The sequence below is a fragment of the Demequina sp. genome (genome assembly GCA_024707205.1).
Classification (GTDB): domain Bacteria; phylum Actinomycetota; class Actinomycetes; order Actinomycetales; family Demequinaceae; genus Demequina.
The window spans coordinates 539,823-553,496 of sequence record JANQAD010000001.1 but is presented as its reverse complement, the minus strand read 5'-3'; the positions used below and the strand labels follow the sequence as shown (position 1 = coordinate 553,496).

Here is a 13,674-nt window from a genome sequence, read left to right as displayed (position 1 = left end):
GGTTCACGCGCGTCTTGGCAGGGTGTCAACAAGGCACAGAGGACGCGTGACCAACAGGAAGGAGTCGAGTATGAAGCTCGGCGCTTTGAGCAAGGGAGCAGTCGTCGCGGCAGTCGCGGCCCTGTCCCTGGCAGCTTGCTCTGCACAGACGGGAGTGGTCGAGAACACCACCGTGTCCGTCGCATGGAACCAGCCGTTGTATTCGTTCAACCAGAACACGACGACCGGTAACGCGACGGCCAACGCAGTGGTTCTCAACCTCACGCAGCAGGGCTTCAACTACTACGACAACGAGTTCAACCTCGTGAAGAACACTGACTTCGGCACGTACGAGAAGGTTTCGGACGACCCGCTGACGGTCAAGTACACCGTCAACAAGGGCGTGACATGGTCCGACGGCGTCCAGGTGGACGCGGCCGACCTGCTCCTCAACTGGGTGGCCCTCTCGGGCGCCATGAACGAGGGCGAGCCTGCGTACGACGAGGAGACCGGTGTCCTGATCCCTGGATCTAACGTGTGGTTCGACTCCGTTGCCATCGGCACGGGCATCGAGCAGGTCACGCAGACCCCCAAGATCGGTGACGACGGCCGCTCCATCACGATGGTCTACGACACCCCCCAGGTTGACTGGGAGCTCCTCTTCACGGGCGTCGGTGTCCCCGCGCACGTGGTGGCGAAGCACGCCCTGAAGATCTCTGACCCGACCGAGGCCAAGCAGGCCGTGATCGACGCGATCAACAACAAGGACGCTGCCAAGCTGAAGCCCCTCGCGGACTTCTGGAGCATCGGCTTTGACGCCGTGGAGATGCCTACGGGCGACAACGCGGACATCACGCTCGGCAACGGCGCCTACACGGTCGAGTCCTTCAAGAAGGACGAGTACATCACGCTGAAGGCTCGCACGGACGACTACAAGTCCGGCCCGCAGCCTTCGGTCGAGACCGTCACCGTGCGCTGGATCCCGGACGCCATGGCGTCGGTGACCGCCCTGCAGAACGGCGAGGTCTCCGTGACCCAGCCGCAGGCCACCACCGACGTCCTCGACGCCGCGAAGAAGATCAGCGGCGTGGACATCCTCCAGCAGTCCGAGTGGACGTATGAGCACGTTGACCTCGTGTTCAACAACGGCGGTCCGTTCGACCCCGCCACGTATGGCGGCGACGAGGCGAAGGCGAAGCTCGTTCGCCAGGCGTTCCTCACCGCGCTCAACACGCAGGAGATCGTCGACAAGCTGATCACCCCGCTCAGCCCCGACTCCAAGCCGCTGACCTCTCAGCTGTTCCTGCCTGGTGCGAAGAACTACGACGCCTCGTCCGAGGCAAACGGTCACGAGGCGTACGGCAAGGGTGACGCGGCTGCTGCTAAGGCACTGCTCGACCAGGCCGGCGTGACGCAGCCCGTCGACGTTCGCTTCCTGTACGGGAAGTCGAACACCCGCCGTGCCCAGGAGTACGCGCTGTACGCCGAGCAGGTGAAGGCCGCTGGCTTCAACCTGATCGACGGTGGCGATGACAACTGGGGCGCCCTGCTGGGCTCCGGCACCTACGACGCGTCGCTGTTCGGTTGGCAGTCGACGTCCACGGGTGTCACCAGCTCGCGTGCGACGTTCGACAGTGAGGGTGGAAACAACTTCACCGGTTACTCGAACCCTGACTCGGACAAGCTGTGGGCGGAGCTCTCCTCCACCTTCGATGCTGACCGCCAGCAGGAAATCCTGAAGACGATCGACAAGACCCTGTACGACGACGCCTACGGCGTCACGGTGTTCCTGTTCCCGCAGATCACCGCGTACAACACGGAGCTGACGGGAATCTCGTCCTCCGCACTGTCGCCCACGTTCTTCTGGAACTACTGGGAGTGGAAGGCTCCGGTCAAGGAATAGTTGATCGGTAGGTCATGATGGTGTGGGGCCGTCGCCGAAACGGCGGCGGCCCCACAACGTCCCTTACATCGGAAACCACATGCTTCGGTTCATCACGCGCCGTCTCATCACGGCCGTCGGCGTGCTCTTCGCCGCCACATATCTGTTCTTTATCCTCGCCGCCAACGCCGGCGACCCGCTCGAGGACCTGAGGGCATCGACCCAGCCGAATCGCGAGCAGCTCATCGCTCAGCGAACGGCTGAACTGCACCTCGACGTCAACCCCTTCCTTCGGTACTTCTACTGGCTCGGGGGCGCCCTCCACGGCGACCTCGGCAACGACTACAAGACCGGGCAGCCGGTCACCACGATGCTTGGCGATGCAATGGGGCAGACCATCAAGCTCGTCGGCTTCGCGTCTGTTGCCGCCATCGTGTTCGGTGTGCTCATCGGAATCATCTCCGCGCTGCGCCAGTACTCGGGCTTTGACTACGGCATCACGCTGATGACGTTCCTCATGTACTCGCTGCCCTCGTTCTGGGTGGCCGTGCTGCTCAAGCAATGGGGCGCCATCGGCTTCAACGACTTCTTAGCGGATCCACACATACCACCGGTAACACTCCTGCTCATAGGCATAGTGATGGGCATCGTCGTTGGTGCCGCGCTTGGCGGCGAGTGGAAACGGCGCGCAGTGTTCGGCGGCATAGCGGGCGTGATGACGGCCGTGATCCTCGGCGTCATGTCGGTTACAGGGTGGTTCCTTGACCCGGGCCTCGGCCCGGTCGTCATCCTGTTCCTCGGGCTCGGCGTCGCCTACGTGGTTGTGTTCCTTACCACGGGGCTGAACAACAAGCGTGCGCTGTACACGGCGTTCACCGTGGTTGGCCTTGGCGTTGTGGCGTGGGTGCCGTTCTGCATGAACCAGCTCACCGGCGTGTTCGCGTACACGGGCTTCTGGGCGGCCATTGGGCTGTTCTTCGTCTTCGTTGGTGCAGGCCTTGGCATCGGCCTGCTGTTCCGCGGGCCCGACAAGTGGATCAGCGCTCGCGTTGGCGCCATCGTCGGTGGCTTCATGTATGCGTTCCTGTGGCTCGACTACCTCATGGGCTGGTGGTTGAAGTACTCGAACACGAGCGCGATCAACGGCCGGCCCATCGCCACGGTCGGTTCCTCGACTCCGGAGCTTGAGGGTTCCGGGTACTGGATCGGCACCATTGACACGTTCACGCACATGGTGCTGCCGATCTCCGCGCTGATCCTGATCTCGTTGGCTGGCTACACGCGTTACATGCGCGGCTCGATGCTCGAGGTCATGAATCTCGACTACATTCGCACGGCGCGTGCGAAGGGAATGCCGGAGCGGACAGTTGTGATGCGTCACGGCTTCCGCAACGCGCTCATCCCCATCGCGACGCTCATTCCGCTCGACCTCGCCGCGCTCTTCGGCGGTGCGATCATCACGGAGACCGTGTTCGGCTGGAATGGCATGGGACGCCTGTTCGTGGACGCCCTCCGCACGGTGAACGTCAACGTGCTCATGGGTTACTTCCTGGTGACCGGCATCCTGCTGCTCATCGGCAACATCATCGCAGACGTCCTGTACGTCCTGCTTGACCCGCGAATCCGGGTGGAATCATGACCGAAAGCAACCCGGGCCCCCAGGTGGCCTTCGCCCTAGCGGCGAACGAGACGCAGGGCATGTCCCTCGGCAAGATCGTGTGGGGACGCTTTGTCCGGCACAAGGCGGCGATGATCTCCGCCATCGTGCTGGCAGTGACCATCATCATCGTGCTTACGTCGATCGGCGTCGGGCCCATTCCCGGCTGGTGGATCTGGTCCCCAACCGCGATCGACCCGACGATCGTCAACAACGGTCACCCCACGTTCACCTGGAACGGGATCATCCCGAGCTTCGGCGAGCATCCGTTCGGTCAGGACCAGATCGGTCGTGACGTCTTCGCCCGCACCATGCGCGGCGCGCAGGTCTCGCTGCTCGTCATGATCCTCATGGGCATCATCGCCACGTTCGTCGGCGTGATCATCGGCGCCTACTCGGGCTTCTACCGCGGCCGCACGGACTTTGTGCTCCAGCGCGGCACCGAGGTCGTCATCGCGATCCCGACCATCGTCGTGACGGCCGTCATCGGGCAGAAGTTCGGGTCCTCAAATCCGGCGCTGTTCGGCATCGTCCTGGGACTGCTTCTGTGGCCGGGCCTCACTCGACTCGTGCGAGCTGAGTATCTGTCGCTGCGGGAGCGAGAATTCGTCGACGCCGCCCGGGTCGCGGGTGCGGGCGACAGGTCCATCATGTTCCGGCACATCCTGCCGAATGCCATGGGCGTCATCATCGTCAATGCGACCCTGCTCATGGCGACCGCCACGATCCTTGAGGCGGCCCTGTCCTACCTTGGCTTCGGCATCCAGCCCCCGAACGTCTCCTTGGGCCAGCTCATCAACGAGTACCAGACCTCGTTCTCCACGCGGCCTTGGCTGTTCTGGTGGCCCGGCTTCTTCATCATCGTCTACGCCCTCACCATCAACCTGATTGGTGACGGCTTGCGCGACGCCTTCGATCCGCGCCAGCGGCGCATTCCCAAGACGAAGGAACTCAAGCAGCAGGCCATCGTGAAGACCGAGACGGAGGTGGCCGAGTGAGCCCCCGCAAAGTAAAGACGCAGCCCGACGCCGCGGCCGCTTCGGCGGAAGAGGTCACGACAGCGTCGGGCCCCGCGGAGGTCATTGGCGGCGAAGTGACGCCTGACGCGGTCCCTGAGATTGGCGAGGTTCCCGTCATCGGCGCTTCGCACGCCGTTGAGGTGGGCGACATCGTGCTCGACGTCGAGGACCTCAACGTCGACTTCTATGTCGATGGAATCTGGGTCCCGGCGGCTATCGATGTCAGTTACCAGGTCAAGGCCGGTGAGGTCGTCGCGATTGTCGGCGAGTCCGGCTCGGGCAAGACGCAGTCGTCGATGTCGATCATCGGCCTGCTGCCGCGCAACGGACGGGCCTCTGGCTCGGCGAAGCTGCGCGGCCGCGAACTCGTGGGACTGCCGCAGCGCAAGCTGACGTCTGTGCGCGGACCCGAGGTCGGGGTCATCTTCCAGGAGCCGATGACCGCGATGAACCCCGTGCTCACGGTGGGTTTCCAGATCGTCGAGGAGCTGCGCGAGCACACCGGGATGCGGCCGGAGGACGCGAAGAATCGCGCCATCGAGCTACTCAAGCTCGTTGAGATCCCGGAGCCGGAGCGGCGCTTCGACTCGTATCCTCACCAGTTGTCTGGCGGCCAGCGGCAACGTGCGATGATCGCCCAGGCGCTTGCGTGCGACCCGGCCCTGCTGTTCGCGGACGAGCCCACCACCGCCCTCGACGTCACCGTCCAGGCGGAGATCCTCAACCTCATCCGTGACCTTAAGTCGCGCATCAACGCCGGCATTGTGCTCATCACGCACGACATGGGCGTGGTGGCAGACATGTCCGACCGCATCATCGTCATGAAGGACGGGCGGATCGTCGAGGAGGGCTCGTCAAAGGACATCTTCGAGCGGCCGCAACACGAGTACACGAAGGCGCTCCTGAGCGCCGTCCCGCACCTCGGCTCCACGCTCAAGGACAAGGACCCCAACCGGGTGCCTAAGAAGGCGAAGGCGGTGTTCGAGGCCAAGGGCCTCGTCATCGAGTACCCCAAGCAGGGACGCAACCCAGCGTTCCGCGCGGTCAAGGGCATCGACCTGGTCATCAAGGAAGGCGAGATCGTCTCGCTCGTCGGCGAGTCCGGTTCCGGCAAGACCACAGTCGGCCGTGCCGCCGTTGGCCTGCTCCCCGTGGCCGAGGGTGACCTCACCGTCGTGGGCAAGAACATGAAGGGGATCTCGCGTCACGATCTCGCGGAGTTGCGAAAGCAGTTCTCCATCGTGTTCCAGGACCCGGGCTCATCCCTCAACCCGCGGTGGCCCATCGGGCAGTCCATCGCCGAGCCGATGCAGCTGGCCGGTTGGGATAAGGACCGTCGCGTGGCGCGCGTGTCTGAGCTGATGGACCAGGTGGAGTTGCCGCGCAACTTCCGCAACCGGTATCCGCACGAGCTGTCCGGCGGTCAGCGTCAGCGCGTTGGCATCGCCCGCGCGCTCGCCCTGGAGCCGACGCTGCTCATCGCCGACGAGCCCACCTCGGCACTGGATGTCTCGGTGCAGGCGCGCGTGCTGGAGATCTTCACGGATCTGCAGCGCAAGCACGGGTTCGGCTGCCTCTTCGTGAGCCACGACCTTGCCGTCGTGGAGCAGCTGTCCGACCGCATCGCGGTTATGAAGGACGGCCTCATCGTGGAGCAGGGCACCACGGCGCAGATCATCCAGAACCCCAAGGACCCGTACACGCAGCGGCTCATCGCGGCCGTTCCGGTGCCGGATCCGGCGGAGCAGGAGCGCCGCCGCGCGGCGGCCAACGCGTAGGTAGTGAGAAGGGCCCGGAGCTTCTGCTCCGGGCCTTCTTGCTCAAGTGGAGCCTCAGTTCCGGTTGTGACCGGGAACCGTGGCCGAGTGGAGCCTCAGTTCCTCACCGGTCGCGATAGGCAGCGGCGCGAGGCGGCGTCACTCCGGTGTGGAACAGGCACTCCACTCCGGAGCCGGGAAGCCGGGGGGCCGGGACTCAGCTTCCACTCGGCGTTTCGTCGTCCTCGGGCTCTTCGAGCTTGAACGGCTCGTACACGACCGCCTCACCCGGAAGCCCGATCGCGGGGATGTCCACTCCCGGCACTTTGGCCTTATCGTCCGCCGCGTCAGCAGAGATGGGGGCGGCGCCGGAAGGATCTTCTCTCGTGCCTGCTGCTCGTGGGCGTGCTCGGCGCCCCCTCCAAAGATGTTCGCCAGTTCGCTCATACCGCCACCGTACGCGAGGCGAGGCAAGCGCGATAGGTGGTGGCAGCGTCGGGCGCCGGTAGAATTGCCGCCCGTGGCACTCACTATCGGCATCGTCGGCCTGCCCAACGTCGGCAAATCCACTCTGTTCAACGCGCTCACCCGTGCGGAGGTGCTCGCGGCGAACTACCCGTTCGCGACCATCGAGCCGAACGTTGGCGTGGTGCCCCTGCCCGACGCTCGCTTGGGTCAGCTGGCAGAGGTTTTCCACTCTGAGCGAGAGGTTCCGGCGACGGTGTCGTTCGTGGACATCGCCGGCATCGTCAAGGGCGCGTCCGAGGGGGAGGGGCTCGGCAACGCGTTCCTCGCCAACATCCGCGAGGCAGACGCGATCTGCCAGGTGACTCGCGCGTTCGAGGACCCGGACGTGGTGCACGTGGACGGGCGCGTCGATGCCGCGAGCGACATCGAGACCATCAACACCGAGCTGATCCTCGCCGACCTGCAGACCATCGAGAAGGTGATCGCGCGCCTTGAGAAGGAGGTGCGCAACCGCAAGGCGGAGCCCGCGCTGCTGGCCGCGGCGAACACCGCGCGAGAGATCCTCGAGTCCGGCACGGCGCTGTCGGCCGGGGCGGCGGGCGCCAAGCTCGACCTCGACGACGTTCGCGAGTTCAACTTGCTCACGGCCAAGCCGTTCATCTTTGTCTTCAATACGGACGACGCTGGGCTGGTCGACGATGCACGCAAGGCTGAGCTCGCGGCCCAGGTGGCACCGGCGCCCGCGATCTTCCTCGATGCGAAGTTCGAGAGCGAGCTCGTGGACCTCACGGAGGACGAGGCGCGCGAGATGCTCGAGGCCAACGGGCAGAGCGAGTCCGGGCTGGACCAGTTGGCGCGAGTTGGCTTCGACACACTAGGCCTGCAGACGTATCTCACCGCGGGACCCAAGGAGGCGCGTGCGTGGACCATCCACAAGGGCTGGACCGCACCGCAGGCCGCCGGGGTCATTCACACGGACTTCCAGAAGGGCTTCATCAAGGCCGAGGTGGTGCACTTCGCGGACCTTCTTGATGCCGGGTCGATGGCCGCGGCCAAGGCCGCAGGCAAGGTGCGCATCGAGGGCAAGGACTATGTGATGCACGACGGCGATGTCGTGGAGTTCCGCTTCAACGTCTAGCACTCCCTTGACCATTCTCTTAACGTGGAGATATATTCACGTTTTGTGAAGACTCTTCCTTCGGCGCTGACTCCGTTCGTGAGGTCAGATGTGTCTGGCGCCTTGCTGGCGGAGACGCTTGGGCGCCCCGACGCGGAGTTCTCGCTCGCCGAGCTAGCTCGGCTCACCGGCGCGGGGACGAGCGTGGTGCACAAAGAGGTTGGTCGCCTAGTCAGCGCGGGCGTACTGCGTGACCGAAGCGTCGGGCGGAACCGCATGGTGCGCGCCAACCAAGACCACCCACTCTTCGCGCTCATGAGGGATCTCATCTCGGCGACCTACGGACCTGTTCCGGTGTTGCGCGAACTGCTCTTGGCAGCGCCGGGTGTCGAGGCCGTGTACATCTACGGTTCGTGGGCCGCCAGGCGCGCAGGCGAACCCGGCGAGTTTCCTCACGACGTCGACGTTCTGGTGGTCGGGTCTGCCCCCCAGCGAGAGTTGGCCGACATCGCTCGCGCAGCTTTCCGAGAGGGCCGGAATCGACGTGAACGTCTCTCGGGTGTCGCTTGAGGAGTGGGCATCGTCGTCACCGACGCCGTTTCTTGCCACTGTGAAGGACCGGCCCATGATCGCTATCAGCGATGGGTCGTCAATTGGCTGAACTACCTCACGACATCACTCGGATGCTCGATTCGGGCCGGATTGAGCGAGTGGCCGTGAACCGAACTCACGCGAAGGCGGTTCTCGAGACCGCGCAACTCCACCTCCGCACCGCAGCGACCGTCGCAGACACCGACGACGTGGCGATGGCATTCACCGCCGCCTACGACGGCGCGCGAAAGGCCTTGGTGGCCGTGCTTGCGGCTTATGGGCTTCGAGCGCGGCCCGTTGGTGGCGCACACCGCAATACGGGACTCGCCGCAGCAGCCCTCATGCCAGGGGCGGCCTCGACGATCGCCGACTTCGACTGGATGCGGCAGATCCGCAACACCACCGAATATCCAGAAGACGCGCGTCCAGTGGCGACTCGCGAAGACGTGCGTGAGGCGATAGCTGCCGGTCGCTCGATAGTTGCAGCGTGCGAGAACGCGCTCGACTCCAAGGAGCGCGAATAGTGGCAATTCCTTGGATCGCCGCCCGCGCACAGCCCCTTCGCGCGGACGTGCAACGGTTGCTGGAAGGAGTCCCTGAGTGGTTCGGGCGCGAGGAATCAAACGCCGAGTATCTCGAGGCGGCTCGCACCATGGAGACCTGGGCCGTCTCTGATGCACAAGACCGAGTGGTCGGCGTCTTGCTCGTGGAACGGCACTTCCCGCACGTCGCCGAGATCCACCTGATGGTGGTGGAGCGCTCACTCCAAGGGATGGGCGTGGGGACGGCCTTGGTCTCGGCTCTCGAGGCCGACGGGCGCGCGCAAGGGGTCGCGCTTCTCGAGGTCAAGACCCTAGGGGCCTCCGACCCGAACCCGGAGTACGCGCGCACGCGGCGGTTCTACGAGTCGGTGGGTTTCCTTCCCCTTGAGGAGACGGACCTCTGGGGCGAGGACACACCGTGCCTCATCATGGTGAAACCCATAGTCTCGAACGCGTGACCCGCCGCCCCTCCCCACTCGCCGGCGCGCGCCCAACCCGCGCCGACCTCGCCCGCTTTGCCACCGACAACCCCGACGCGATCGACGACGTCCTCCCAGCGTCGGGCCTGCGCCTACTCATCGTGGGCATCAACCCCGGCCTGTGGACCGCGGCCGTCAACGCGCCTTTCGCGCGGCCGGGCAACCGCTTCTGGCCGTCGCTGCAACGCGGGGGGCTCACGGATTACGAGATCGACGCCTCGCGCGGGCTCAGCGCCGAAGACGAGCGCCACCTCGCCGAGCGCGGGATCGGCATCACGAATCTCGTTGGCCGCGCCACGGTGCGCGCGGACGAGCTCACGGCTGCCGAGCTGCGCGACGGCGGCGCCAGGCTCGTGGAGCGACTCCGCGAACTCCGCCCCAAAGTCGTGGCGATAGCAGGCATTACGGCCTTCCGCACGGCGTTCGGCCTCCCCAAGGCGCAGTTGGGTGAGCAGCTGCCCGACGCTGTGGCCGGGTGGCCGCCAGGCGTCACCCTGTTCGTGGTGCCGCAGCCCAGTGGGCTCAACGCTCACGAGAACATCGACTCCCTCGCCGAGCGCTGGGCGAGCGTGTGGGCGGTCGCGCAGAGTAGACAGGAGTCATGAAGCTCCTGCTGACGGACTCCGGGGTCAGGAACGACTCGATCCGAACCGCGCTCGTGGGCCTGCTCGGCAAGCCCATCGAGGAGTGCACCGCGCTCTTCGCGCCCACGGCGCTGCATGCCAACCCGCGCAGCGCCGTGCAAGCCCGGCGGGTGGTCGCCGGCGAGGAGGAGCGCGCTCCCATGATCCAGTTGGGATGGAAGAGCGCCGGGCTGTTCGAGATCGCCGCGCTCGCGGCTGTGGGGCAGGACCGCTGGGAGCCCGTGCTGCGCGAGGCGGATGTGCTGCTCGTGGACGGCGGCGACGCGCTGTTCCTCGCGCACTGCATGCGCGCGTGCGGCCTGGACCGGCTGCTGCCGGAGCTCGAGAACCTCACCTATGTGGGCCTCAGCGCGGGATCCATGGTGATGACGCCCAGCATCGGCGCAGCCTTCGAGAGCTGGCCGCCTCCCGACGGCGACCACACCACCCTGGGCCTGGTGCCGTTTTCGCTGTGCCCGCACGTCGCCTTCGACGGCGGCGACGGCAATTCCGTGGAGATCTGCGAGAAGTGGGCGTCCATGATCGGCCGCCGCGCCTACCTCACCGACGTGAACACGGCCATCAAGGTGGTGGACGGCGTCGAGGAGGTCGTGTCCGAGGGCACGTGGCGCGAGGTGAATGCGTAACGTGGTCGCATGACCACTGCAACCCCCTTCCTCATGTTTCAGCACGGCGTCGGCCGAGAGGCTCTCGACTTCTACCTCTCCTTGTTTGATGACGGCGCGGTTCTCGACCTCGTAACATACCCCGCAGGCGGACCTGCTCCAGAGGGTTCGATCATGCGCGGCCGCTTTCGCATCGCGGGCCAGGAGTTCTACGTCTCCGACAGTTTCGTGGAGCACGCCTTCGACTTCACGCCGTCACTGTCGATCTGGATCGAGGCCGATTCGGCCGACGCTCAGACGGCTTTGGTGGAGAAGCTCGGCGAGGGCGGGGACCTGCTCATGCCGCTCGACAACTATGGCTTCAGCAGCCGCTTCGCATGGGTGAACGACCGCTTCGGTGTCTCCTGGCAGATCAACCTAACTTGATGTGCGGAGCGCTCGCCGCCGAGTGGTAGTAGTTAGGCATGGGTCTTCCCGAGTCGTTCTGCGCTGGAGTCGAGACGCATCGCCTGGAGCAAGAGGCAGGGGCGCGAGCGGCGAGCACGTTGACGTGGCAGCCCATTGCCGAGGTCGGTCCGGAACTTGCCCAGTATGCGCGCGCTTGGATCTCTCGCTGACAGCGGCGGTTGTGTGGTAGGTCGATTCCGCGCGGTCGGCCCCGATCGGGCCAAGGAATTCCTCCTCGCTAGCCCGCGCATTCGCGACGGACGTTTCTTTCAGGAATTCCTCTCCAGCGCAGCGGTGCGCGGCGAGCTTGCGGAGCTGAATATCCCGGAATCGCTCGCACTTAGTGGGATCGATTGGGAACAAGTCGGAACTGGTGCGCTCACCTTCGATGGAGTCCTTGCACAACTCCTTGTCAGTGGTGGAGGTCGACAGTCGGCGTTGCGAAGTCACGGTAATTTGCTTCGACGATTGCGATTGATGCGGGCCAGCTCTTTCCAGAGAACTTCCGTGGCGATGGCACGTCGCACACCGGTCAGCGCGCAACCGCCTTCTTCACGAGAGCGGTGATCGCCTTCTCCTCGGCGGCCCCGATCGCGGTCACCGCGTACGAGGTGGGCCAGAACGTCCCGTCGTCGACTCGCGCCGCGTCCTCGAAGCCGAGCGTGCAGTACCGCGACTTGAACTTCTCCGCTGGCTTGAAGAACACGACCACCTTGCCGTCGAGTTTGTACGCGGGCATCCCGTACCAGGTGCTCACGGCGAGCTCGGGGGCCGCGGAAGTTACGAGATCGTGAACCTTCTGGGCGATCGCCCTGTCGCCGTCGGGCATCTCCGCGATCTTCTCGGCGCACGCTTCGGCCTCTGCTGCCGCGGCGTCGGCCTTCTTTGACCGCTGCCTCTCGGCAACGGTCTCCCGCATCGCGGCCTTCTCTTCTTCGCTGAAGTTCTCTCCCATACATTCCACGTTAGTCGGAGAACCGGGACTTGAGTCCTGGACAGAATAAAAAGCAACCTTCTACGGTAAAAGCGTGACCGATTCTGTGCACGTCCCCATGGCCAACCGACCGACCGACCAGGTGCAGGGCCACTGGCTGCTCGCTCGCTTGGGCAAGCGCGTGCTGCGGCCCGGCGGCAAGGAACTCACCGCCAAGCTGCTCGACGCCGCCCACATCGACGGCGCCGCCGTCGTGGAGTTCGCCCCCGGACTGGGCAAGACCGCCGCGTGGATCCTCGAGCGCGGCCCGGCCAGTTACACCGGCGTCGACGCGGATCCCGACGCCGCCGCCACCGTAGGCGCTGTGGTCGGCGACCGCGGAACCACGGTCACAGCCGACGCCTCCGAGACCGGCGTGCCCACCGCGTCGGCCGATGTGGTGATCGGTGAGGCCATGCTCACCATGCAAGGCGAGAAGGGCAAGCGGGCGATCGTCGCCGAGGCCGCGCGACTGCTGCGCCCAGGCGGTCGCTACGCGATTCACGAGTTGGGCCTCGCCCCCGACGACATCGACGAGGCCATCTCGGACGAGATCCGTCGCGAGCTCGCTCACACGATTCGCGTCAACGCACGTCCACTGACCGAAGCAGAGTGGCGGGCCGTCCTCACGGACGCCGGCCTGGAGGTCGAGTGGGTGGACACGGCTCCCATGTCGCTGCTCGAGCCGCGCCGCAATCTTCACGACGAGGGCCTTCGCGGCACCGCCCGCATCGTCCGCAACGTGCTGAGGGACCGCGACGCCCGCCGCCGCGTACTCGCGATGCGCGCCACGTTCCGCCGCCACAAGAACTCGCTCACGGGCATCGCGCTCGTGGCACGAAAGCCCTCCACACCCTCTAAGCCTTAAGGAGTCTCCATGCCAGCCATGACCACCATCCCCGACCTCGCCTCACTGGTGCAGGTCCAGGACGAGGCGACGGTCTCGCGCACCGTGCTCAAGAACGACGGCGCGCGCATCGTCCTGTTCGGCTTCGCCGCGGGACAGGTGCTCACCGAGCACACGGCCGCGATGCCGGTGCTGCTGCTCGCCGTTGAGGGCGAGTTCCTCATCACCGCAGACGGCCGCACAGACCGGCTGCTTCCCGGCGACGTGATCCACTTCGACACCCGCCTGCCGCACGCGGTGGAGGCCGTCACGGACGCGAAGCTCGCGCTCATCATGATCGACGCACGCATCCAGCCCACCCTGCCCAACGCGGGCGGCGCCCGCACCAACCTGCTCGCCGAGGAGACCACGTGCGAGTGCGGCCACGATGACGGCTCCGAGCCGCACATCGACGCCCGCACGCTGCCGGGCCTGATCCGCCACCCGGCGATCATCGGCGCATTCGAGTCCCTGCCTCCGGGCGGCTCGCTGGTGGTCATCGCGGGCCACCTGCCCCGCCACCTGCTCGACGAGCTCGCCGAGCGCACCGAGTTCGGTTACGAGGTGCTCCAGGAGGGCCCCGACGCCTGGAAGGTGCGTCTCACCAAGCCAGCCGCCTAGTTAGCAG

The 13,674-nt window shown here is 65.6% G+C and carries 13 protein-coding genes; 12 read left to right on the top strand and 1 reads right to left on the bottom strand.

Features of this window, described 5'->3' with window-relative positions:
• The first annotated feature begins 70 nt into the window (after positions 1–70).
• The 10 genes from NVV57_02820 to NVV57_02775 all read left to right on the top strand — a co-directional run bounded on the left by NVV57_02820 (position 71) and on the right by NVV57_02775 (position 11,166).
• Positions 71–1,882, top strand: coding sequence for an ABC transporter family substrate-binding protein (locus NVV57_02820; protein MCR6711682.1), 1,812 nt, complete (start codon positions 71–73; stop codon positions 1,880–1,882).
• A 79-nt stretch (positions 1,883–1,961) separates the two neighbouring features.
• Positions 1,962–3,500 (top strand): ABC transporter permease, encoded by a 1,539-nt coding sequence (locus NVV57_02815; protein ID MCR6711681.1) that lies wholly within the window; start codon positions 1,962–1,964, stop codon positions 3,498–3,500.
• Positions 3,497–4,516, top strand: coding sequence for an ABC transporter permease (locus NVV57_02810; GenBank protein MCR6711680.1), 1,020 nt, complete (start codon positions 3,497–3,499; stop codon positions 4,514–4,516). The genes NVV57_02815 and NVV57_02810 overlap by 4 nt, the downstream gene beginning before the upstream one ends.
• Before the next feature lie 161 nt (positions 4,517–4,677).
• Positions 4,678–6,315, top strand: a complete 1,638-nt coding sequence (locus tag NVV57_02805) for an ABC transporter ATP-binding protein (GenBank protein ID MCR6711679.1) — start codon at positions 4,678–4,680, stop codon at positions 6,313–6,315.
• 499 nt (positions 6,316–6,814) lie between these two features.
• Positions 6,815–7,900 carry a redox-regulated ATPase YchF gene (gene ychF, locus NVV57_02800; protein MCR6711678.1) on the top strand — a complete coding sequence of 362 codons (1,086 nt, stop codon included), beginning with the start codon at positions 6,815–6,817 and terminating at the stop codon, positions 7,898–7,900.
• 695 nt (positions 7,901–8,595) lie between these two features.
• Positions 8,596–8,994, top strand: coding sequence for a HEPN domain-containing protein (locus NVV57_02795; GenBank protein ID MCR6711677.1), 399 nt, complete (start codon positions 8,596–8,598; stop codon positions 8,992–8,994).
• A complete protein-coding gene (locus NVV57_02790; GenBank protein MCR6711676.1) occupies positions 8,994–9,470 on the top strand; it encodes a GNAT family N-acetyltransferase in 477 nt (158 codons plus the stop codon). Before NVV57_02795 ends, NVV57_02790 begins: the two co-directional genes overlap by 1 nt.
• Entirely contained in the window at positions 9,467–10,096 is a 630-nt protein-coding gene (locus NVV57_02785; protein MCR6711675.1) for a mismatch-specific DNA-glycosylase, read from the top strand. The genes NVV57_02790 and NVV57_02785 overlap by 4 nt, the downstream gene beginning before the upstream one ends.
• Positions 10,093–10,761 (top strand): Type 1 glutamine amidotransferase-like domain-containing protein, encoded by a 669-nt coding sequence (locus tag NVV57_02780; GenBank protein ID MCR6711674.1) that lies wholly within the window; start codon positions 10,093–10,095, stop codon positions 10,759–10,761. The genes NVV57_02785 and NVV57_02780 overlap by 4 nt, the downstream gene beginning before the upstream one ends.
• 9 nt (positions 10,762–10,770) lie before the next feature.
• On the top strand, positions 10,771–11,166 hold the full coding sequence (locus tag NVV57_02775; GenBank protein ID MCR6711673.1) for a VOC family protein: 396 nt from the start codon (positions 10,771–10,773) through the stop codon (positions 11,164–11,166).
• A gap of 553 nt (positions 11,167–11,719) precedes the next feature.
• Here the strand turns inward: NVV57_02775 and NVV57_02770 are convergent.
• A complete protein-coding gene (locus tag NVV57_02770; protein ID MCR6711672.1) occupies positions 11,720–12,142 on the bottom strand; it encodes a DUF1801 domain-containing protein in 423 nt (140 codons plus the stop codon).
• 232 nt (positions 12,143–12,374) lie between these two features.
• Between NVV57_02770 and NVV57_02765 the strand changes: the two genes are divergently transcribed.
• Together NVV57_02765 and NVV57_02760 are read left to right on the top strand one after the other, a co-directional pair.
• A complete protein-coding gene (locus NVV57_02765) occupies positions 12,375–13,028 on the top strand; it encodes a methyltransferase domain-containing protein (GenBank protein MCR6711671.1) in 654 nt (217 codons plus the stop codon).
• A gap of 9 nt (positions 13,029–13,037) precedes the next feature.
• Positions 13,038–13,667: a DUF2249 domain-containing protein gene (locus NVV57_02760; GenBank protein ID MCR6711670.1), complete on the top strand. Its 630-nt coding sequence runs from the start codon at positions 13,038–13,040 to the stop codon at positions 13,665–13,667.
• Positions 13,668–13,674: the final 7 nt, after the last annotated feature.